Here is a 20,551-nt window from a genome sequence, read left to right on the forward strand (position 1 = left end):
AATTCACACTTTGCGTGTTGAATGTTTGGTCTATTAGTACCGGTCACCTCCACACCTTACGATGCTTCCAGATCCGGCCTATCAACCCCATCATCTATAGGGGACCTCAAAAGAAACCTAATCTTGGAACAGGCTTCCCGCTTAGATGCTTTCAGCGGTTATCCCTTCCGTACGTAGCCAACCAGCCATGCCCCAGGCGGGACAACTGGCACACCAGAGGTACGTCCATCCCGGTCCTCTCGTACTAGGGACAGCCTTCCTCAAGTTTCTACGCGCGCGGCGGATAGAGACCGAACTGTCTCACGACGTTCTAAACCCAGCTCGCGTGCCGCTTTAATGGGCGAACAGCCCAACCCTTGGGACCTACTCCAGCCCCAGGATGCGACGAGCCGACATCGAGGTGCCAAACCATCCCGTCGATATGGACTCTTGGGGAAGATCAGCCTGTTATCCCCGGGGTACCTTTTATCCGTTGAGCGACACCGCTTCCACAAGCCGGTGCCGGATCACTAGTCCCTAGTTTCCTACCTGCTCGACCTGTCAGTCTCACAGTCAAGCTCCCTTGTGCACTTACACTCAACACCTGATTGCCAACCAGGCTGAGGGAACCTTTGGGCGCCTCCGTTACTCTTTGGGAGGCAACCGCCCCAGTTAAACTACCCACCAGGCACTGTCCCTAACCCGGATCACGGGCCGAGGTTGAGATGTCCAATACGATCAGAGTGGTATTTCAACAACGACTCCACCCCAACTGGCGTTGAGGCATCACAGTCTCCCACCTATCCTACACAAACCGAACCGAACACCAATACCAAGCTATAGTGAAGGTCCCGGGGTCTTTTCGTCCTGCCGCGCGTAACGAGCATCTTTACTCGTACTGCAATTTCGCCGGGTCTGTGGTTGAGACAGCAGGGAAGTCGTTACGCCATTCGTGCAGGTCGGAACTTACCCGACAAGGAATTTCGCTACCTTAGGATGGTTATAGTTACCACCGCCGTTTACTGGGGCTTAAATTCTCCGCTTCGACCCGCAAAAGGGGTCTAACAGGTCCTCTTAACCTTCCAGCACCGGGCAGGCGTCAGTCCGTATACATCGACTTACCCGTCTTCGCACGGACCTGTGTTTTTAGTAAACAGTCGCTTCCCTCTATTCTCTGCGGCCACAACCAGCTCAACCACGTCGGTCACCAGTCATGGCCCCCCTTCTCCCGAAGTTACGGGGGCATTTTGCCGAGTTCCTTAACCACAGTTCTCCCGATCGCCTTAGTATTCTCTACCTGACTACCTGTGTCGGTTTCGGGTACGGGCCGTATATCCACATCGCTAGAGGCTTTTCTCGGCAGCATAGGATCACCAACTTCCCCAAAACGGGTACGCATCACGCCTCACCCTATATGTGCTCCGGATTTACCTAGAACACGGGCCACACGCTTACACCACGATATCCATCACGTGGCACGGCTACCTTCCTGCGTCACCCCATCACTTGGCTACTACCAGTTCAGGTCCCCAGCATCACACACACCAACCAACCTAAAAGGCTAGTAAACGGCGCGTGTTCAGGTGGGTTAGTATCCCTGATTCACCATGGGCGCGGACACACGGGTACGGGAATATCAACCCGTTATCCATCGACTACGCCTGTCGGCCTCGCCTTAGGTCCCGACTCACCCTGGGAGGATTAACCTGGCCCAGGAACCCTTAGTCATTCGGCGGAGGAGTTTTCCACTCCTCATTCGCTACTCATGCCTGCATTCTCACTCGCGCACACTCCACACTAGGGTTACCCCAGCGCTTCACAGCAGTCACGCGACGCTCCCCTACCCAACCACCAAAAAGGTGATTGCCGCGGCTTCGGCGGTGTACTTGAGCCCCACTACATTGTCGGCGCAGAACCACTCGACCAGTGAGCTATTACGCACTCTTTCAAGGATGGCTGCTTCTAAGCCAACCTCCTGGTTGTCTTCGCGATCCCACATCCTTTTCCACTTAGCACACCCTTAGGGGCCTTAGCCGGCGATCTGGGCTGTTTCCCTCTCGACTACGAAGCTTATCCCCCGCAGTCTCACTGCCGTGCTCTCACCTCACCGGCATTCGGAGTTTGGCTGATGTCGCTAAGATGATAGTCCCGCTAAACCAACCAGTAGCTCTACCTCCAGGAGGAAACACACGACGCTGCACCTAAATGCATTTCGGGGAGAACCAGCTATCACGGAGTTTGATTGGCCTTTCACCCCTACCCACAACTCATCCCCTCAGTTTTCAACCTAAGTGGGTTCGCGCCTCCACAGAGTCTTACCTCTGCTTCACACTGGCCATGGGTAGATCACCCCGCTTCGGGTCCAGGACATGCCACTGACAACACACTAGTTAGTATTCGCTTTCGCTACGACTACCCCACCAAACGGGTTAACCTCGCGACATGCCGCTGACTCGCAGGCTCATTCTTCAAAAGGCACGCCATCACCCCACAAAAAAGGGCTCTGACGGATTGTAAGCACATGGTTTCAGGTACTATTTCACTCCCCTCCCGGGGTACTTTTCACCATTCCCTCACGGTACTAATCCGCTATCGGTCATAAGCAGGTATTTAGGCTTACCGGGTGGTCCCGGCAGATTCACAGCAGATTCCACGAGCCCGCTGCTACTCGGGCAACACACCAATTGCACGCACGGGTGTTTCACGTACCGGACTCTCACCGTCTACGGCAGGACATTCCAATCCACTTCCGCTACACCCACACAACACAACGCAGGACTAGCAGACCCTGCAAAGTGCATCCCCACAACCCCACGCACGCAAACCCTGCCAGGTATCACACGCACGCGGTTTAGCCTCATCCACGTTCGTTCGCCACTACTAACGGAATCACAATTGTTTTCTACTCCTACGGGTACTGAGATGTTTCACTTCCCCGCGTAACCACCAATTAGACTATGAATTCATCTAACGGCGACCGCCCACAACGACGGCCAGGTTTCCCCATTCGGACACCCTCGGATCAACGCTCAGTTGGCAGCTCCCCGAGGCCTATCGCAGCCTCTCACGTCCTTCATCGGCCTACTATGCCAAGGCATCCACCATGCGCCCTTACAACACAACACACAAACAAATAACTAAGAACAATCACAAACAGAAAAACTGCTTGACAAAATCGAACTTACAGAAAAACAAGATGCTCGCGTCCACTATCCAGTTCTCACACAACACCCACACACCACAAAACAAACCACCAAACAGCAGCCTGCCCGCAGCACGCAGCAACCTGTAAACAGGAACAACAACATGTGTCATCCCAGACACCCAACAGCGCACCAACAACCAACCAACACAAAAAAGGAAAGCACAAACGCTTAAAATCATCACACGCACGCGCAGACCACCACTTCAGTGATCTAACCAGTAGGTGTTCCACCCAAAAAACAAAAAATAGCCACACGCCACCAACACGATGACACATGACACAAAGAAAAAATAATCTCCTTAGAAAGGAGGTGATCCAGCCGCACCTTCCGGTACGGCTACCTTGTTACGACTTCGTCCCAATCGCCAATCCCACCTTCGACAGCTCCCCCACAAAAAATGTGTTAGGCCACTGGCTTCGGGTGTTACCGACTTTCATGACGTGACGGGCGGTGTGTACAAGGCCCGGGAACGTATTCACCGCAGCGTTGCTGATCTGCGATTACTAGCGACTCCGACTTCACGGGGTCGAGTTGCAGACCCCGATCCGAACTGAGACCGGCTTTGCGGGATTAGCTCGCCCTCACGGACTGGCAACCCACTGTACCGACCATTGTAGCATGTGTGAAGCCCTGGACATAAGGGGCATGATGATTTGACGTCATCCCCACCTTCCTCCGAGTTAACCCCGGCAGTTTCTTACGAGTCCCCACCACAACGTGCTGGCAACATAAGACAAGGGTTGCGCTCGTTGCGGGACTTAACCCAACATCTCACGACACGAGCTGACGACAACCATGCACCACCTGTATACAAGCCACAAGGGAAACACCATCTCTGGCGCGATCCTGTATATGTCAAGCCCAGGTAAGGTTCTTCGCGTTGCATCGAATTAATCCACATGCTCCGCCGCTTGTGCGGGCCCCCGTCAATTCCTTTGAGTTTTAGCCTTGCGGCCGTACTCCCCAGGCGGGGCGCTTAATGCGTTAGCTACGGCACGGATCCCGTGGAAGGAAACCCACACCTAGCGCCCACCGTTTACGGCATGGACTACCAGGGTATCTAATCCTGTTCGCTCCCCATGCTTTCGCTCCTCAGCGTCAGTTACTGCCCAGAGACCCGCCTTCGCCACCGGTGTTCCTCCTGATATCTGCGCATTTCACCGCTACACCAGGAATTCCAGTCTCCCCTACAGTACTCAAGTTATGCCCGTATCGCCTGCACGCCCGGAGTTAAGCCCCGGAATTTCACAGACGACGCGACAAACCACCTACGAGCTCTTTACGCCCAGTAATTCCGGACAACGCTCGCACCCTACGTATTACCGCGGCTGCTGGCACGTAGTTAGCCGGTGCTTCTTCTCCATCTACCGTCAGAAACCCTTCGTCGATGGTGAAAGGAGTTTACAACCCGAAGGCCGTCATCCCCCACGCGGCGTCGCTGCATCAGGCTTCCGCCCATTGTGCAATATTCCCCACTGCTGCCTCCCGTAGGAGTCTGGGCCGTGTCTCAGTCCCAATGTGGCCGTCCACCCTCTCAGGCCGGCTACCCGTCGCCGCCTTGGTAGGCCATTACCCCACCAACAAGCTGATAGGCCGCGGGCCCATCCCACACCGAAAAAACTTTCCACCACACCCTCACGGTGCGGTCCTATCCGGTATTAGACCCAGTTTCCCAGGCTTATCCCGAAGTGCAGGGCAGGTCACCCACGTGTTACTCACCCGTTCGCCACTCGTGTACCCCAGCAAGCTGGAGCCTTACCGTTCGACTTGCATGTGTTAAGCACGCCGCCAGCGTTCGTCCTGAGCCAGGATCAAACCCTCCATCAAAAACCCTTCAAATCAGAAGAATCAAAAAACAATGAAAGGCCCAAAAACCTGACAAAAACAGACAAACAACCACCACACACCAAAAACAGTGCGCGGCCTGGCCGTTATCCAAAAATAAAACGTTCTCCCCTTCGAACCGACGAGGCCAAAAAAGAAGAGAACAACCATGATCTTTCCCACAAATGAAAAAACCACGCGAAAAGCACCCAAACAAAGGCGCCGCCACGCAATCCATCACCCGCAAGCACAAAAGGACCCAAAACAAACAAAGGCCCCCGGCACCCACCAGCAACACACACGCAAACGACAACCAAACAAGCACTTTCCCAAAAAAGTATTAGTTAGTACATCGGCACACTATTGAGTTCTCACACAACACACACCCACGAAGACAACCACCCCAACCAGGGCAACCACCACGTGAGCAGCGAGAGAAAACATTAACAAACAATTAACCAGAAAGTCAAACCAACGACTCCCAGCGGCTAACCGCACGAAAACATTTCCCCCACATCAACCAACCAAACACATAAACTGCCTGGCCACGCTGACCTCCAGATACATTACACACACCCCACCCAAAGACACAAAACCCCAGGTAAAATAGCGAAAACCACCACAAGCCACCACAGGAGAATCACTCCTTACGGTTCTGAAGCATCCAGAACCGAAGACTTGCGATGGTTTTCCGCACCGCGCGTTTAACTAGCACCGTGCGCTTAGCCGTTAGCCATTGACCAGAGGCCAACAATCACTAGCTAACCCGTTCAACAGAAGCGCCAAGAGAATTGAGTGTCTCTACGAAGCCCGGGTAGCCACGGTCGATGTGATAGACATCGTGCACCTCAGTGACGTCACCTTCTTCAGTACACAGCCCAGCAAGCACTAGTCCCGCTCCGGCGCGAATGTCCGAAGACCACACAGGTGCGGAACTCAGCGTTTTCTTTCCGCGAATCATCACGTGGTGGCCATCGATAGTCGCGTCCGTGCCGAGGCGAATCATCTCGTCGACAAACCGGAAGCGCGACTCAAAAACGTTCTCGGTAAGCACTGACGTCCCTTCGGACACCGCGGACAGAGCAATGGCCATGGGCTGCATGTCCGTCGGAAAGCCTGGGTATGGCAGCGTTTGATAGTTCACACCCTGCGGACGCCTGTCCATACGCACGCGGAAGCCCTGCGGGTAGGTCTCGACCTGAGCGCCTGCGTTCTTCAGTTTTTCCAGAGGAAGGTGCAGGTACTTAGGGTTAATGCCAACGACCGTAATATCGCCGCCGGTCATCGCTGCAGCATAAGCCCAGGTCCCTGCGATAATTCGGTCGCCGACAACCTTGTGCTCAGTCGGGTGCAGCTTCTCTACGCCCTCAACCGTGATGGTGTTAGATCCCGCACCCGAAATCTTGGCGCCCATCTCCACGAGCATCTCGCACAGGTCGACAATTTCGGGCTCACGGGCGGCGTTATCCAGCACAGTCGTACCTTCCGCTAGTACGGCCGCGGTCAGAATATTCTCGGTCGCGCCGACGGACGGGAAGTCCAGCTTGATGTTCGCCCCCTTGAGTCGCCCCGCCTCAGCCACCACGCAACCGTGGTGAATATAGGTGCGTGCTCCCAATTTCTCCAGGCCAGCCTGATGCATGTCCAGCGGGCGGGAACCAATAGCGTCACCACCGGGCAGTGCGACAATCGCGTTACGGGTACGCGCCGTCAGCGGCCCGAGCACACAGACCGAAGCGCGGAACTGGCGCACGGCATCGAAGTCAGCGTGATGCGAGAGTTCTTCGGGCACCGTGATTTCAATCCGGTCGCCCTCGCGCGTCACGGAGCAGCCGAGACCTTCGAGGACTTTTTGCATCAATGGCACGTCGTCAATTTCAGGGCAGTTCGTCAGTACTGTCGTGCCCTCGGCGAGAAGCGCCGCACCCATCAGTTTCAGAACCGAGTTCTTCGCCCCGGAAATCTGAACCTGACCATTTAGCGTCGCTCCGCCTTTAACCAGAAATCGCTCATTTCCCACTCCCCCAGCCAACCACATTTCGCAATATCGCGCTTAGGCTTGAAGCTATGAGCGTTCATCTAACTCGCATTTACACTCGCACCGGCGACGACGGCACCACTGGATTATCCGATTTCAGCCGCGTTCCCAAGGATGATTCTCGCCTTATCGCCTACGCCACGTGCGAGGAGGCCAACGCCGCACTCGGCCAGGCGCTCAGTTTCGGCACGCTTGACGACGAAATCTCGGCTGTCATTCGCTACGTGCAGAATGACCTATTTGATGCCGGAGCCGACCTGGCAACACCTATTGAAGAAAACCCGAAGTACCCGCCGTTGCGTATCGAGCCGGATTACATCGAGCGACTCGAGCACTGGTGCGACCAATTCAATGAACAACTGCCGAAACTGGATTCCTTCATCCTCCCGGGAGGCACACCAGCCGCAGCACTGCTACACACAGCTCGGGTGATTACTCGCCGAGCCGAGCGTGCAGCATGGGCTGCCTGCCGCGAATTTCCCGAAACCACCTCAGTCCTACCGGCGAAGTATCTCAATCGCCTGTCTGACCTGTTGTTTATTCTTTCGAGAGTGGCCAATGACGGAAACGACGTTAAGTGGATCCCCGGTGGTGAGCGCGAAGCCCAGCGGCAAGCAGGGGGTAAGTAGCGGAGCAAGTAGCAGAACTGACTACCCCAATACCCGCGGGTTTGGGCGCAAAGGAACCGTCGTCAAGCGGTTTACGGCAGTGCGCCGATGCGACGGGCCGCGTTGACGGCCTCGTAGCGAGTATGGGCGCCCAGCTTGCGCATTACGGAGCGGAGGTAGGACTTAACCGTCTCGGCACCGATGCCCATTTCCTCTGCGGCCTCGACGTTGGTGTGACCGAGGGCGACACAGGCGAGAACATCGAGCTCACGAGCCGACAGCTTGGTGGTCTGCTTGACGCGAACCGGGGTGACCATCTGGTCACAGAGCACCTCGAGTTCCTGGCGCAGCTTCTCGTCATCCACACGGTTAGCGAGCATGCGCAGCTTGGAGTGCGTGGAACGAACCTGCTCCCACTCAGCGCCATTCATGATGCGGCCGCCCTTACCGTTGCCAGAACGATCCATGTTGCGGCAGGCATCGACGACAGCGAGGTCCTGCTCCAGGCAACGGGCGGTCATTGTGACCTCTTCAAGAACCTTGTCCCCCAGGCGCACCGAGGAGTGCACGCCACCGTAGAGCACGCCACGGACAAGACGCGAAACGATCACCGGCACGGCGACCAGCGAGTGCAGGCCTTCGTCACGAATCTTGTCGTCATACTCATGGGTAATAACCTTGGCGCGCAGGTAGTCACTGACACCCACCGGGCGGCGCGTGGCCAACACGCGACCACCGACACCCGCACCCGATTCCACAGTCAGATTCTGCAGGGCCGGAGTACGCAGGCCAACCCAGTTGTTGATCTGCATCTTAGAGTTATCGGTGACTTCCGCATACATTGTGACCGGAATACCAGTCGCATTCTTTAGGGCGACCAAGGACGACTTAATAACCTCATTGTCGTCCAGAATGCGGTGGGGATCCATCTCGCGTCCTCCTGCGTAACGGGCAAATTGCTTCACTGGCACCCACAGAGGCACCATCAGCCTGTGACTTCGCGCCGACTTACACTCCTACGAAATGGCCAACTACCGCTCAGCGGCCACTGACCCTTTCGGGGGCTGTAAACCGTACAAAGTAGATAGTACCCTCCGAACGGGTACACCTGCATTAAGGCATCCGTCACACAATCTTAGGAAACAACTAGGTTTCTCTACAAGTACGTAAAGAAAATACCAGGATAAATCCTGTCATTAGCCCCGCCTCGGCCGAATAAATACAAGGCAGGGGGTAGCTATTTTTCCGCTAACAAACTGCGTGAATGTTGATAACAGAGGGTAATGAACGGCGTTTTACCCCCAATGCGGACATTTTCGAAAAAGACCTTCGCTTATTTTGCATCGTGCGCTATTGTCATACATGCAACAGGTTTTGTTGAGTTCCACTTTCAATGCTACGTCCTCCACGTGGTTGTCCGAAGGTGGTGCACAGCAAACGCAAGAGGGAATCCGGTGCAATTCCGGAACTGTCCCGCAGCGGTAATCTGGAACAAAATTCGCCAACGGCACTGAGGTTATTTCAACCTTGGGAAGCGGCGAAAAGTAGGAAAATTGATAATAAGGATCTGCACGTAAGCATTGAAGCTTGCGGCAGTCGTCATCCCCTTATTGTCGGTCACGCCAGAAAGTCCGAATACCTGCCTGATGCGCCGAGGGCACTGCAAAGTGCCACGGCCACGGAGATCGCCCGCGGACAGGTGTGACGTGAAATGGAAGCGAAGAAATGCGACAGCTTCGCCTATATTTCTAGGCCTATTTTCATAGGCATTACGCCCTGCCCGCGGGCGCTTTTCTCATTTTTAGCGTGGTTTAGCTGCACATATCGATGAGCTATTCACCAACCAAACCGCTCGCCTAAACATCCTCTGGATGCCACACATCTCGCCCAATCGCCTTGGAGACCACGGGCGCCCAGGGCAAAGCCAATCGAGCATGTTCGACCAACCGTCGATCGGCCAAAATTTCCTCTTTGGAGCCAACTCGCAGTTTGCCGTCGGCAAGCACTGCTGCCCTATCGGCGAAATTCCACGCGAAGTCGATGTCGTGCGTGGCGACGACGACGGCAGTGCTCTGATCGCGCAATTGATTGAGCGTGTGTGCAAGCTTTCGGGTCGCCTGCGGATCGAGGCCGGCGGAGGGCTCGTCGAGAAGCAGCACACGCGGATGCATCGCCAGCGCACCAGCGAGAGCGACGCGCTTGCGCTGACCATAGGAAAGCTGGTGCGGAACGCGTTCGGCGAGATCGGTGATCTCGGCGGTACCTAGAGCCTGCCGGACGCGCCGTTCGACTTCCTCGTTCTTAAGCCCCAGGTTGACGGGACCGAACGAGACGTCTGCAAACACGCTAGCCGCGAAGATTTGCTCATCCGGATCCTGCGTGACCATCTGCACTGAGCGACGGACCGCATTGCGGCCGTGCCGGGAGTACGTGTAGACGGTGCCGTCAAGGCGGACCTCACCACTATTGGGCTTAGACGCTCCCGCGAGCATACGCAACAGCGTGGACTTGCCAGAACCGTTTGCCCCCAACAGCGCTAGGCGCTCGCCACCCGAAATTGCCAGATCCACGCCTTTCAGAACGTGGGTTTCGTCGTAAGCGTATGTAACTGCAGCCGCTTCGACAATGACACCGTTGGCACCATGTACGTGATCAGCGCGATTTTTCCTGCTGCTCGACATCCCTATACACCCCATTTCAGCAGCGCCCAGGCCGCAATCAACGACAAAAGTAATGCACTGGATATCGCGATGAACTTCGGCTGCCTGGGCCGCGAAATCACCAGTACTTTCATTGCGCTCGGATCGGCGCGCAGCTCGATTCCCTCTTGCATCTTGCGCGCGCGGGTAAAGGCAATTACAAAGAGGCTGGCGGACTGTGCCGCTACATCTCGGATCATCGCCCGGCGCGTGGAGTGTCCCAAGCGTCGTGCTTGCGCTTCCGTCATCGAGTGTGCGGAGTGAATCAGCACGCCGGTCATCCGGTAAATCACCTCGGCGAGGTACGTCAAGTATCGCGGCAAGCCGTGCTTGTCGAGCCAGGCAATGAGCTCCGAAATCGGAGTGGTCAGCGCAAAGACCATCGTGCAGCTGATACCCGCAAACGAACGCATCACAACCTGCGCCATTCGCTGCGGGCCATCCGGCGACCACGCGAGACCGTCGGGAGTAAGCGCTACCAAAAGCGGAAACGCGCCGACGAGCACAAAAGCCGCCGGTGCCAGCACCATTGCCACATACAGCTTGCGGGGCACTCGGGCTATGTACGCAATAGACCAAGCAATGACCGCAATGACAGGCGCAAAGGGAATTGGCGGTAGCGCAACCGCCAGAATCAGCAGCCCACCGAGCAGCAGAATCTTTTCACCCACGTTGCGGCGTGCCCAAGCGCTGCGCGCCGCTGCAGCTTCTAGCGCATTCACTGCTCTTTCTCGCGCTTGTCCGAACGCGCAGCAGCCTTCCCTCGGTAGAAGCCAATAACGTAGAACAGGACGCCAGCACCGATAACGGCCTGGAGCGCGAACAGACCCGACTCGACCTCACCCGGCAGCTCGCCGACGAGTGGCTCGAACCACGGCTCGTAGTTCGGGTCGATTTCCTGAATTGTCTCCGTAGCGGTGGCATCAGTGCCGGCGAACGGCTCCTCGGCGTCGTCGTCCCCGTAGTTGAAGAACAGCGGGAACATGGCAATTACGACTACCAGGACAATGAGACCAACGCTGACCCACACGGAGTTCTTCTTCGGCTGGCTAGCTGCCTGTGCGTCGACAATCTGCGCGTTGTTTTTTGCATTCATAATCGTGCTCTCTTTCGCTTCTTTTCGCTTGACGACGGCTACTGCTTCTGGCCAGATACGGATGCAGCTGCCGCATTCTGCGAAGTGACAGATCCTGCAACAGCGTCAGCCGTGGCTTCTGCAGCTTTCGCCTCCAGCGCCGGTGCTGGCGCATCACCGAAGCGGGACAGGAAGCCGAGATCGAGGAGCTCAGAATGTGCCACGGCCAGCAGGGTGCGCATGAGAATGACGGTGACCAGAGCCTCGATGATTGCCAGCGGAATCTGCGTGATAGCGAACAGGCCGAGGAATGTAGCCAGAGCGCCGCCGACACCGCCCGGGTTTGCCGGGTGTGCAAGAGCGAGCTGCACGGAGGTCACAACATAGGTGGAGAGGTCAGCGAAGAACGCTGCCATAAACACACCTGGTAGTAGGCCTCCGCCGAGCTTTCGAGTCAATACGTAGAAGGCGTAGCCAACCCACGGGCCGACGATTGCCATGGAGAAGATGTTCGCACCGAGCGTCGTAATGCCGCCGTGAGCGAGCAAGATTGCTTGGAAGAGCAACACGATGGAGCCAAGCAGCGCCATCACCGGAGGTTTGAAGATTACAGCACCAAAACCTGTACCTGTCGGGTGCGAAGTGGAACCCGTCACAGATGGAATCTTGATTGCGGAGAGCACGAAGGTAAACGCACCAGCAGCACCGAGCAGCATGCCGCTACCGGGATGTTCTTTCATAGTGCGCTTGACTTGAATTGCGCCGTGAATGACAAAGGGAGCGGCAGCTACACCCCACCCAATGCAATGAGTGACTGGGAGAAATCCCTCAGCAATATGCATGATGTAAATCATCTTTCTACGGCGCTATTCACCTCGACAGCACCGCTCGACCGCCAATCCGCGGACGCGAATTGGATGATTTACAGTCGGTCTCCTGGCTGATGGGCTGAGGAAAGCTTCACACTTCTATTAATGCCTCGCCTCCTTCCCCAAAGGTTTGAGTCCCTCTGAGTGGCTTCGACGAAGCACCGCAATCGCTGAGTCCATTGTCTGCGTTTTTCGGTTATCACATATAACCGCTGTGCAGATAAGGGCCACAATCGCACCCAATCACAGTGGCGAGGGCCGCTGCCTATTCACAAGGCATTCCCGTGCACTGTAAATCACGTCTCAGAATAGTGGATTCTAAGAAACTTTAATGCTCTTTACCCTCACAATGGAGGTAAGGACGAGCGAGGCAATGAGACAGCGTTAACGTGGCAATAGCAGGGGCATTGCGAAAATAGCGGTGCGACTGCGACGGCGCCGGCCGCGGCGACTATGACGGTGGCGGCACCGGAACTGACAGCTTCCACTTCCCTACGCAAGCCATAAAATAGACGAACTGGTCTGTACTAATTGCAGGATCAGGCGTACACTACGGCTACACGCGAAAACTCATTAGGAAGTCCTCTGTGATTTCCGGAATGGATAAGATTAATGACTATTTATAACGATGTCACTGAACTGATCGGCAACACCCCGCTGGTTAAGCTCAACCGTGTTACCGAGGGCCTGCCGGGCAACGTGATTGCCAAGCTGGAGTTTTACAACCCTGCCAACTCGGTCAAGGACCGCATCGGCAACGCAATTATCGATGCCGCCGAGCGCTCTGGCGAGCTCAAGCCGGGCGGAACCATCGTCGAGGGTACCTCGGGCAACACCGGTATCGCGCTGGCAATGGTCGGCGCAGCCCGCGGTTACAAGGTCATTCTCACTATGCCGGACACCATGAGCCAGGAGCGCCGCGTCGTTCTGCGCGCATTTGGCGCTGAGCTTGTACTCACCCCGGGCGCGGATGGCATGCGCGGCGCTGTCGATAAGGCCAACGAAATCGTGGCTAACACCGACAATGCAATCCTGGCTTCCCAGTTCGCCAACCCGGCCAACCCGGCTATCCACGAGGCAACCACTGGTGAAGAAATCTGGGAAGCTACCGACGGCAAGGTTGATTACTTCGTGGCTGGTGTCGGCACCGGCGGCACCATTACCGGTGCTGGTCGCACGCTGAAGAAGCACAACTCGGACATCAAGCTGGTTGCCGTTGAGCCGAAGGCCTCCCCGCTGCTGACCGAGGGCACCGCCGGCCCGCACAAGATTCAGGGTCTGGGCGCAAACTTCGTCCCAGAGGTTCTCGATCAGGAGCTTCTCGACGAGATCATTGCGGTTACCAACGAGGACGCTATTGAGGTCTCCCGCAAGGTCGCTGCAGCCGAGGGCATCCTCGGCGGCATTTCTGCCGGTGCAAACATCAAGGCTGCTCTCGAGATTGCAGCCCGCCCGGAGTCCGAGGGCAAGAACATCGTCGTGATTGTTCCTGACTTCGGCGAGCGCTACGTCTCCTCCATCCTGTACGAGGATCTGCGCGACTAAGACCAAGCGCTATAAACGCCCGTAACCTTCTCTGCAGAGCCCGCTAGCTGGCACTTTCCGTCGGCAAGCGGGTTTTTTCATTGCCCACACTTCCGACCAGATAGAATTGACGCCCATGAGTGACTTTTTCCGAATCCTCAAAGAGGATCTGGACAATGCCCGCGCGCACGACCCAGCTGCGCGCAGTGATGTAGAAAATGCCATTGTCTACTCCGGCCTACACGCAATCTGGATTCACCGATTCTCGCACCGCCTCTGGAAACGAGGCGGGATTTCCAAGGGCATTGCACGAGTACTCGCACAGTTTTCCCGTTGGCTGACTGGTATTGAGATTCACCCGGGCGCTCAAATTGGCCGAAGGTTCTTCATCGACCACGGTATGGGCATCGTCATTGGCGAAACCGCAGAAATCGGTGACGGCTGCATGCTCTACCACGGCGTGACGCTTGGCGGCCGCTCACTGGAGAAGGTAAAACGCCACCCCACCCTGGAGGACAACGTCACCGTCGGAGCAGGTGCGAAAGTCCTTGGCCCCATCACAATTGGTGCAGGCTCATCAGTCGGCGCCAACTCCGTGGTCACCCACAGCTGTCCACCCGATTCCATCGTGATAGGAATTCCGGGCCGCGTACGCCCTGCCAAGCCCGACGAGCACAAGCCGTTGTGCGATCCGGCGGTGTACGTCCAAGGTGACGGGGACTTCATCTAGCCCCGCCCTAAAACTAGCTCTACATACAAAAGCCGGCCGGCTGCTCTTCCTATCGTGAGCAGCCGGCCGGCTGCTTTGTGCGTTCTTTGCCCTTCAGCGACTAGTCAGCCAGTAGATCCTGGTATTCCGGGTTTTTCTCCACGAAGTTGGCAACAGCGGAGCAGCTGGTGCGAATCTTTCGGTTGTTCTTCCGAACATCATCCAACGCGCCTGCGATAAGCGGCTTGGACAGGCCTTGTCCACGGAACTTGCCATCTACAACCGTGTGGTCAAAGTCCAGGGCACCTTCCACCGGGGTGTAAGCGGCAAAGCCGGCCTCTTCTCCCTCTACGGTGAGAACGTAGCGCTGACCGGCCTCATCATGCGAAATAGTGTGTGCCATTTTCGGAATCACTTCCCTCTCATGGTTGTGAAGCGTCGTCATTGCAAACGACTCTTAGGATGTAACCCAGATAACAGCTCTCGCTTCGGATTAATTCCGAATCCCGGCTAGTTCTGCACTAGCGGGGGTTCGCCCGGGTGCTCGTCGGCACGCCCGACAGCGACACGGCACGGGACATCGCCCTTCGCGACCTTAGTCGCAGCCTCCCCCTCTGCCCACCCCGGGCTGACGGCCTCAGCGAGCGGGCCTGCCAGATCCGCCATTTCGCAGTGAGACAGCCCCGGAGCCACCACACTGATGCGGTAACGCTTCCGATCCCCCGGATCCATGCCCGGGTTGGCCTCCGCCCACAAATCAGCGAGCGAAGAGGTGCGCCCCACATCGGGCATGACATCCTCGTAGACGTTGACTTCCTGATCCGGAATCAGTTCCGCGAGCACCCCACGAACCTTCTCAGCAGCCGATTGGCTGCCCTCAGCATCCGTGTAGACGAAGATGCGCACGACCCACGGCAGCGTCTTATCGTGGGACAGCGTTCCTGCTGAGGCGAATTCCTTACTCATGCACAACATCCTATCCGCTAGGGTGTGTACGCGGTTTAATTTCCCCCACTTTAAGGCTTTCGCACGGCTCGATGCACTGTGCTTTACGACGATCCCCGCGACAAACACCTGGTAAAACAAAGAATCCCCAGCCCGTTTCCGGACTGGGGATTAATTGTGGCCAGAAGCGGGATCGAACCGCTGACCTTCCACTTTTCAGGCGGACGCTCTACCGACTGAGCTATCTGGCCAGACTTGAATTTAATCAAGTGGCGACCCTGACGGGACTTGAACCCGCGACCTCCGCCGTGACAGGGCGGCGCGCTAACCAACTGCGCCACAGGGCCTTAAATGCCGTGCTCAACTTTCTGGATTACCAGCGCTGTGCACGAGTTGTTACTCTACAGAACAGCGCTGAACATAAGCAAATCGCCAGTTCATGGCAGATATTTTAAGTTGAAAACTGACATCCAGCCCCGGGTCTCGGGGCATCCTAGACTGTGGCAAAAGCTCTCCCCACCAAACCCGGGTAAAGCCCCCCCCTCTCCCCCAGTGACACCGATGCGAGTTACTGACTACGTTTATGACTGGCGGCGTTGGGGCGATGCAAGTTACTGACTACGTTTATGACAAAAATAGCCCGAAAAATGGCCTGAAAGTGTCATAAACTCATACAGTTTCACATTTGCAGCCCGTAGTTTTTGGCTTCTCACCAGTCACCATCTTGAGAGTCAGACACACTTTTTGTCCATTACCCACGCCGACGCGGGTTAAGTAAAGAAAAGTGTGTCCGCATGCCACCATAACCCCAGACCACACACCACAAATCACCAAAGAATAGCTCCCCGAAAGCTATTACCCACACCATCCCGCACCTCCGGCCACATTTGTGCTAACCGCACACCGGTTGGATTAAAGGATGACCACCAACCGCCCCAGCTGCCCACTATGCGGCAACAACACAAAAAAAACGGCACCACCAGCAAATCAACCACCCGTTGGCGCTGCACCCACTGCGGACACTCCTTTACCCGCAACACCCAAACCCACAACAAAAACACCGCCACCATGGCTTTGTTCATCCAATGGGCCACCGGCACCCAATCTCTAACCACCTTCGCCGCACACCATGGCGTAACCAGGCAAACCATGCACCACCGATTCCGATGGTGCTGGTGGATCATCCCCACACCCACCATCGACTCATTCCGCATCCATGACCAAATCTTCCTCGACGCGACCTATCTAAAGTCCGGATGCCTCCTGATCGCAGCCAGTAAAACCCACGTCATCAACTGGACCTGGGCCAGACACGAAACCACCGCCGCCTACACCGAACTCCTACGCCCCATTGCCGCACCACTAATCGCAGTCACAGACGGCGGACAAGGTGCCCAATCAGCCATCCACCACTGCTGGCCAACAACACGCATCCAACGCTGCCTCGTCCACGCCCAACGAACAGTCCGCCGCCACACCACCAGCAACCCCCGCACCGATGCCGGCAAAACCCTCTACCGCCTAGCCCTGAAACTCACTCGCATCACCGACCTTGACCAAGCATCCACATGGGTCGCCCACCTGCACGAATTCGACCACACCTACCGGGAATGGATGAACGAGAAAACCACCATCAAAGACCCCGTTACCGGCGCCTACACCAAGGTCTACACCCACCAACGCGTCCGAGCGGCCTATCAATCATTGCTATCTCTGCACCGCAGAGACCTGCTGTTTACCTACCTGCAACCCCCACCAACAACCATCGACCCCGACAACCTTGCAGCAACAACAAACAGCCTCGAAGGTGGCATCAACGCCCCCATAAAAGAACTAGCCCGCAGACACCGCGGACTATCACTACCGCATCAACGCACAGTGATGGATTGGTGGCTGTATCTACATACAGAAGTCCCTGACGATCCGGTCAAGATCGCCAGGGACCAACGATGGGGTCAAGACGCACTTTCCACAGCAACAGACCTGATCACCCACAACACCACAGCCACTACCAATGACATCGGTGCACCAGCAGAATACGACACCGCCATCGACACCAGCTACCAACACAACCTCGGCATCCAAAAAGGCTGGATCAAATAACCGCAACACGCCCGGAAAAGACACACTTTTCTTTACTTAACCCCCCGACGCCCAGCGCACCACTAACCAAAAGCAAAAAACGCCAGCTCCAACCGGAACTGGCGTTTAGAATTGCGACCCTGACGGGACTTGAACCCGCGACCTCCGCCGTGACAGGGCGGCGCGCTAACCAACTGCGCCACAGGGCCATCATGATTTTTAGTGGTACTCCCAACGGGATTCGAACCCGTGTTGCCGCCGTGAAAGGGCGGAGTCCTAGGCCTCTAGACGATGGGAGCCCGACTTAACGCTGCAAAGAGTTGCCCACTCAGTGGCACACTCCGCGTACACCTGCAGTGTATGAACATTGCATTTGCGCGCGCTCTTGGCAACGTAAAGAACTATAGAGGATAAGTACCCTTTTCCCAAAATCCACGGTTGAACTGGAGTTTCTTACTATTTCCGCGGACGCTACTAGTACTCAGATAAGCTCGCAACTATGGCAATTCCGGATTTCATTGTTCAGCTCCGTGAAAAAGTGGGCCACGCTCCGCTCTGGCTCCCCGGTGTCACGGCTATCGTCATTCGCGATGTTCCGCCGAATGCACCGATGTACGCCTTGCCCGAGGTCTTGCTGGTTCGTCGCTCCGATAATGGTGAATGGACCCCAGTCACCGGAATTATCGACCCGGACGAGCAGCCTCACGACGCCGCCGTGCGAGAGGTAAAGGAAGAAACGGGACTCGATGTCACAGTTGAGGCCCTGCTTGGAACTGGCGCCGTTGGCCCTATCGAACACCTCAACGGCGATGTTTCCTCATATCTGGATATCTCCATGCGCTGCAGTGTTGTTGGCGACGACGTCCCCTATGTCGCTGATGATGAATCCACTGATGTCGGATGGTTCCAGATCTCACAGATGCCACCGATGAAGCCACGCTTCCGCTTGATAGTCGCCGATGCAGTGGCGCAGCTTAAGCACCCGGCGGGCTTCAAGCCACGGATGGGCTACCACAAGCGGGAGAAGTAGGTGCCACAGAGGGCAAATACAGGCAAGATACTACAAAACCCCAGGCTGTTGATGACCTGGGGTTTTGCGTGCTTGTGGGCCCTGCGGGGCTCGAACCCGCGACCTGCGGATTAAAAGTCCGTAGCTCTACCAGCTGAGCTAAAGGCCCGCGCAACAAAATAGCCTAGCAATTACGCGCTTGTTTTTAATAATTGCCCTCCGGAGTTTTGCCCTGCCCGCGTCGATAAGTTCACGCCCCGGAACTTTTTACCCCTCCTGTCCGACTGAATTAATAAGCAGGAATACTGCGGACACTTGATGCAGGCTTCGACAAATCCGTCGGAGTACACGCATCGTTTATGTCTACTTTTTCAGTCGAGGAAACATGGATGTCGTCGATATATCTCGTTGGCAATTTGGCATAACCACCGTCTACCACTTCATTTTTGTCCCGCTGACAATTGGTCTAGCTCCGCTCGTCGCGCTCATGCAGACACTGTGGGCCACGACGAAAAATGACCTCTGGTACCGAGCGACACGATTTTTCGGCACCATCTTCATTATTAACTTCGCCATGGGCGTAGCCACGGGTATCGTCCAGGAATTCCAGTTCGGTATGAACTGGTCGGAGTACTCCCGCATGATCGGTGATGTCTTCGGCGGCCCGCTGGCTCTTGAAGGACTCATCGCGTTCTTCCTGGAATCCACCTTCCTGGGCCTATGGATTTTCGGCTGGGGGCGTATCCCCACCTGGATGCACACGCTCTCGATTTGGATTGTCGCTATTGCGGTGAATATCTCGGCGTATTTCATCATCGTCGCCAATTCGTTCATGCAGCATCCTGTAGGCGCGGTCTACAACCCGGAAACCGGCCGCGCAGAGCTTACAGACTTTGGCGCACTGTTGACCAACTCCACTGCCTTGGCAGCTTTCCCGCATGCCGTGGCCAGCTCTTTCCTTACCGCCGGCACGCTCGTTGTCGGCGTCAGTGGCTGGTGGCTGGTTCAGAGCCGCCGCGGTGGCCAGAGCAATACTGTTCACGAACGGACGTTTCACAAGTCCATGAAGGTCGGGCTCTGGACAACTGTGCTCAGCTCGCTGGCGGTGTTTATCACCGGCGATATCCAGGCCAAGCTTATGTTCGAGCAGCAGCCGATGAAGATGGCATCGGCCGAGTCCCTGTGCCACACGCAGACAGATCCAATGTTCTCGATTCTGACCGTCGGTACGCACAACAATTGCGACTCGGTGCTGCATCTCATCGAGGTGCCATGGGTGCTGCCTTTCCTGGCCGAGGGCAAGTTCAGTGGCGTCACGCTCCAGGGCGTGCAGGACCTGCAAGAAAAAGCTGAGGCGGTCTTCGGCCCAGGCAATTACTCTCCGAATCTGTTCGTCACATACTGGTCTTTCCGCGCCATGATTGGGCTCATGGTCGGTTCTCTGGCTATCGCGTTTTTCGCTTGGCTATTTACTCGCAAGGGGCGCGTGCCGACGGGCAAGCGAGCCCGCATTTTCGCCGCTTGCAGTATCCTCGCGATTCCGTTCCCGTTCTTGGCCAGCAGCGCTGGCTGGATCTTTACGGAGATGGGCCGTCAGCCCTGGATTGTGCACCCGAACCCGGATCACGCGGGCGACCCGCGCACCGAGCTGATTCGCATGACCGTCGATATGGGTGTGTCCGACCACGCACCGGCCACGGTGATTATCACCCTGGTGGGCTTTACCCTGCTCTACCTGCTTTTGGCAGTGGTGTGGTTCTGGTTGATTCGCCGCGCAGTTATTGCCGGACCTCCGACCGAATCCGCTGAGGCTATCAACGCCATCGGCAATGACCCCGAGCACGCTGGCCCGTCGTCACCAATCGCTACCAATCTGGGCGCGATCATCTCGTCTCCGGTTCGATTCAACAAGGTCCATGCCCAGTCCGCTGCCAGCCCCGACTCCGAAGTCTCCGCGACTGAGGACACAAAGTAGATAAGGATG

General features: G+C 56.3%; 14 protein-coding genes, 5 tRNA genes, 2 rRNA genes and 2 riboswitches. Of the genes, 6 read left to right on the forward strand and 15 right to left on the reverse strand.

Going from position 1 to position 20,551, the window contains the following annotated elements:
• Positions 1-7 precede the first annotated feature (7 nt).
• The 3 genes from EGX79_09265 to murA form a co-directional block, all read right to left on the reverse strand.
• Positions 8-3,104 (reverse strand): 23S ribosomal RNA (locus EGX79_09265).
• Positions 3,105-3,479: 375 nt separating this feature from the next.
• Positions 3,480-5,013: ribosomal RNA gene (locus EGX79_09270) — 16S ribosomal RNA — on the reverse strand.
• The 16S and 23S rRNA genes sit together here, the layout of an rRNA operon.
• 753 nt (positions 5,014-5,766) lie before the next feature.
• The gene (gene murA / locus EGX79_09275; protein ID AYX82354.1) at positions 5,767-7,047 is read right to left on the reverse strand and encodes a UDP-N-acetylglucosamine 1-carboxyvinyltransferase; all 1,281 of its coding nucleotides are present in this window, start codon (positions 7,045-7,047) and stop codon (positions 5,767-5,769) included.
• Between the two features lie 29 nt (positions 7,048-7,076).
• Between murA and EGX79_09280 the strand changes: the two genes are divergently transcribed.
• Entirely contained in the window at positions 7,077-7,676 is a 600-nt protein-coding gene (locus EGX79_09280; GenBank protein ID AYX82355.1) for a cob(I)yrinic acid a,c-diamide adenosyltransferase, read from the forward strand.
• A gap of 71 nt (positions 7,677-7,747) precedes the next feature.
• On the opposite strand, the gene EGX79_09285 is transcribed toward EGX79_09280, so the two are convergent.
• From EGX79_09285 to EGX79_09305, 5 genes are all read right to left on the reverse strand, one after another.
• Entirely contained in the window at positions 7,748-8,584 is an 837-nt protein-coding gene (locus EGX79_09285; GenBank protein AYX82356.1) for a helix-turn-helix transcriptional regulator, read from the reverse strand.
• Positions 8,585-9,059: 475 nt separating this feature from the next.
• Positions 9,060-9,317, forward strand: a riboswitch (cobalamin riboswitch).
• A 194-nt stretch (positions 9,318-9,511) separates the two neighbouring features.
• Positions 9,512-10,336 (reverse strand): ABC transporter ATP-binding protein, encoded by an 825-nt coding sequence (locus EGX79_09290; GenBank protein AYX82357.1) that lies wholly within the window; start codon positions 10,334-10,336, stop codon positions 9,512-9,514.
• A 2-nt stretch (positions 10,337-10,338) separates the two neighbouring features.
• Positions 10,339-11,076, reverse strand: coding sequence for a cobalt ECF transporter T component CbiQ (cbiQ, locus tag EGX79_09295; GenBank protein ID AYX82358.1), 738 nt, complete (start codon positions 11,074-11,076; stop codon positions 10,339-10,341).
• Positions 11,073-11,450, reverse strand: coding sequence for an energy-coupling factor ABC transporter substrate-binding protein (locus tag EGX79_09300; GenBank protein ID AYX82359.1), 378 nt, complete (start codon positions 11,448-11,450; stop codon positions 11,073-11,075). The genes cbiQ and EGX79_09300 overlap by 4 nt, the downstream gene beginning before the upstream one ends.
• Positions 11,451-11,488: 38 nt before the next feature.
• Positions 11,489-12,271 (reverse strand): energy-coupling factor ABC transporter permease, encoded by a 783-nt coding sequence (locus EGX79_09305; GenBank protein ID AYX82782.1) that lies wholly within the window; start codon positions 12,269-12,271, stop codon positions 11,489-11,491.
• A 66-nt stretch (positions 12,272-12,337) separates the two neighbouring features.
• A riboswitch (cobalamin riboswitch) is annotated at positions 12,338-12,607 on the reverse strand.
• 303 nt (positions 12,608-12,910) lie between these two features.
• On the opposite strand from EGX79_09305, the gene cysK reads away from it, so the two are divergent.
• Positions 12,911-13,843, forward strand: a complete 933-nt coding sequence (gene cysK, locus EGX79_09310) for a cysteine synthase A (GenBank protein AYX82360.1) — start codon at positions 12,911-12,913, stop codon at positions 13,841-13,843.
• Between the two features lie 115 nt (positions 13,844-13,958).
• Positions 13,959-14,552: a serine O-acetyltransferase gene (cysE, locus tag EGX79_09315; GenBank protein AYX82361.1), complete on the forward strand. Its 594-nt coding sequence runs from the start codon at positions 13,959-13,961 to the stop codon at positions 14,550-14,552.
• 100 nt (positions 14,553-14,652) lie between these two features.
• Here the strand turns inward: cysE and EGX79_09320 are convergent, their stop codons facing one another.
• From EGX79_09320 to EGX79_09335, 4 genes are all read right to left on the reverse strand, one after another.
• A complete protein-coding gene (locus tag EGX79_09320; protein AYX82783.1) occupies positions 14,653-14,934 on the reverse strand; it encodes an N-acetyltransferase in 282 nt (93 codons plus the stop codon).
• A gap of 107 nt (positions 14,935-15,041) precedes the next feature.
• Positions 15,042-15,497, reverse strand: a complete 456-nt coding sequence (locus EGX79_09325; GenBank protein AYX82784.1) for a hypothetical protein — start codon at positions 15,495-15,497, stop codon at positions 15,042-15,044.
• Between the two features lie 154 nt (positions 15,498-15,651).
• A tRNA-Phe gene (locus EGX79_09330) sits at positions 15,652-15,727 on the reverse strand.
• A gap of 19 nt (positions 15,728-15,746) precedes the next feature.
• Positions 15,747-15,823: transfer RNA gene (locus EGX79_09335), tRNA-Asp, on the reverse strand.
• 601 nt (positions 15,824-16,424) lie between these two features.
• Here EGX79_09335 and EGX79_09340 point away from each other — a divergent pair.
• Positions 16,425-17,579 (forward strand): IS256-like element IS3503 family transposase, encoded by a 1,155-nt coding sequence (locus EGX79_09340; GenBank protein AYX82362.1) that lies wholly within the window; start codon positions 16,425-16,427, stop codon positions 17,577-17,579.
• Between the two features lie 111 nt (positions 17,580-17,690).
• Here the strand turns inward: EGX79_09340 and EGX79_09345 are convergent.
• Positions 17,691-17,767 (reverse strand) — tRNA-Asp (locus EGX79_09345).
• Positions 17,768-17,781: 14 nt separating this feature from the next.
• Positions 17,782-17,857, reverse strand: a tRNA-Glu gene (locus EGX79_09350).
• A 200-nt stretch (positions 17,858-18,057) separates the two neighbouring features.
• Between EGX79_09350 and EGX79_09355 the strand changes: the two genes are divergently transcribed.
• Positions 18,058-18,588, forward strand: coding sequence for an NUDIX domain-containing protein (locus EGX79_09355; protein AYX82363.1), 531 nt, complete (start codon positions 18,058-18,060; stop codon positions 18,586-18,588).
• Between the two features lie 72 nt (positions 18,589-18,660).
• Here the strand turns inward: EGX79_09355 and EGX79_09360 are convergent.
• A tRNA-Lys gene (locus EGX79_09360) sits at positions 18,661-18,736 on the reverse strand.
• A 216-nt stretch (positions 18,737-18,952) separates the two neighbouring features.
• Here EGX79_09360 and EGX79_09365 point away from each other — a divergent pair.
• A complete protein-coding gene (locus tag EGX79_09365) occupies positions 18,953-20,542 on the forward strand; it encodes a cytochrome ubiquinol oxidase subunit I (GenBank protein ID AYX82364.1) in 1,590 nt (529 codons plus the stop codon).
• Positions 20,543-20,551: the final 9 nt, after the last annotated feature.

It is taken from the genome of Corynebacterium jeikeium (assembly GCA_003955985.1).
GTDB lineage: Bacteria > Actinomycetota > Actinomycetes > Mycobacteriales > Mycobacteriaceae > Corynebacterium > Corynebacterium jeikeium_D.

What these genes read in the sequence shown, in the direction of transcription:
- murA (AYX82354.1), bottom strand. Translation starts at nt 7,047, where the DNA reads ATGTGGTTGGCTGGGGGAGTGGGAAATGAGCGATTTCTGGTTAAAGGC.
- EGX79_09280 (AYX82355.1), top strand. Translation starts at nt 7,077, where the DNA reads ATGAGCGTTCATCTAACTCGCATTTACACTCGCACCGGCGACGACGGC.
- EGX79_09285 (AYX82356.1), bottom strand. Translation starts at nt 8,584, where the DNA reads ATGGATCCCCACCGCATTCTGGACGACAATGAGGTTATTAAGTCGTCC.
- EGX79_09290 (AYX82357.1), bottom strand. Translation starts at nt 10,336, where the DNA reads ATGTCGAGCAGCAGGAAAAATCGCGCTGATCACGTACATGGTGCCAAC.
- EGX79_09300 (AYX82359.1), bottom strand. Translation starts at nt 11,450, where the DNA reads ATGAATGCAAAAAACAACGCGCAGATTGTCGACGCACAGGCAGCTAGC.
- EGX79_09305 (AYX82782.1), bottom strand. Translation starts at nt 12,271, where the DNA reads ATGCATATTGCTGAGGGATTTCTCCCAGTCACTCATTGCATTGGGTGG.
- cysK (AYX82360.1), top strand. Translation starts at nt 12,911, where the DNA reads ATGACTATTTATAACGATGTCACTGAACTGATCGGCAACACCCCGCTG.
- cysE (AYX82361.1), top strand. Translation starts at nt 13,959, where the DNA reads ATGAGTGACTTTTTCCGAATCCTCAAAGAGGATCTGGACAATGCCCGC.
- EGX79_09320 (AYX82783.1), bottom strand. Translation starts at nt 14,934, where the DNA reads ATGGCACACACTATTTCGCATGATGAGGCCGGTCAGCGCTACGTTCTC.
- EGX79_09325 (AYX82784.1), bottom strand. Translation starts at nt 15,497, where the DNA reads ATGAGTAAGGAATTCGCCTCAGCAGGAACGCTGTCCCACGATAAGACG.
- EGX79_09340 (AYX82362.1), top strand. Translation starts at nt 16,425, where the DNA reads ATGCGGCAACAACACAAAAAAAACGGCACCACCAGCAAATCAACCACC.
- EGX79_09355 (AYX82363.1), top strand. Translation starts at nt 18,058, where the DNA reads ATGGCAATTCCGGATTTCATTGTTCAGCTCCGTGAAAAAGTGGGCCAC.
- EGX79_09365 (AYX82364.1), top strand. Translation starts at nt 18,953, where the DNA reads ATGGATGTCGTCGATATATCTCGTTGGCAATTTGGCATAACCACCGTC.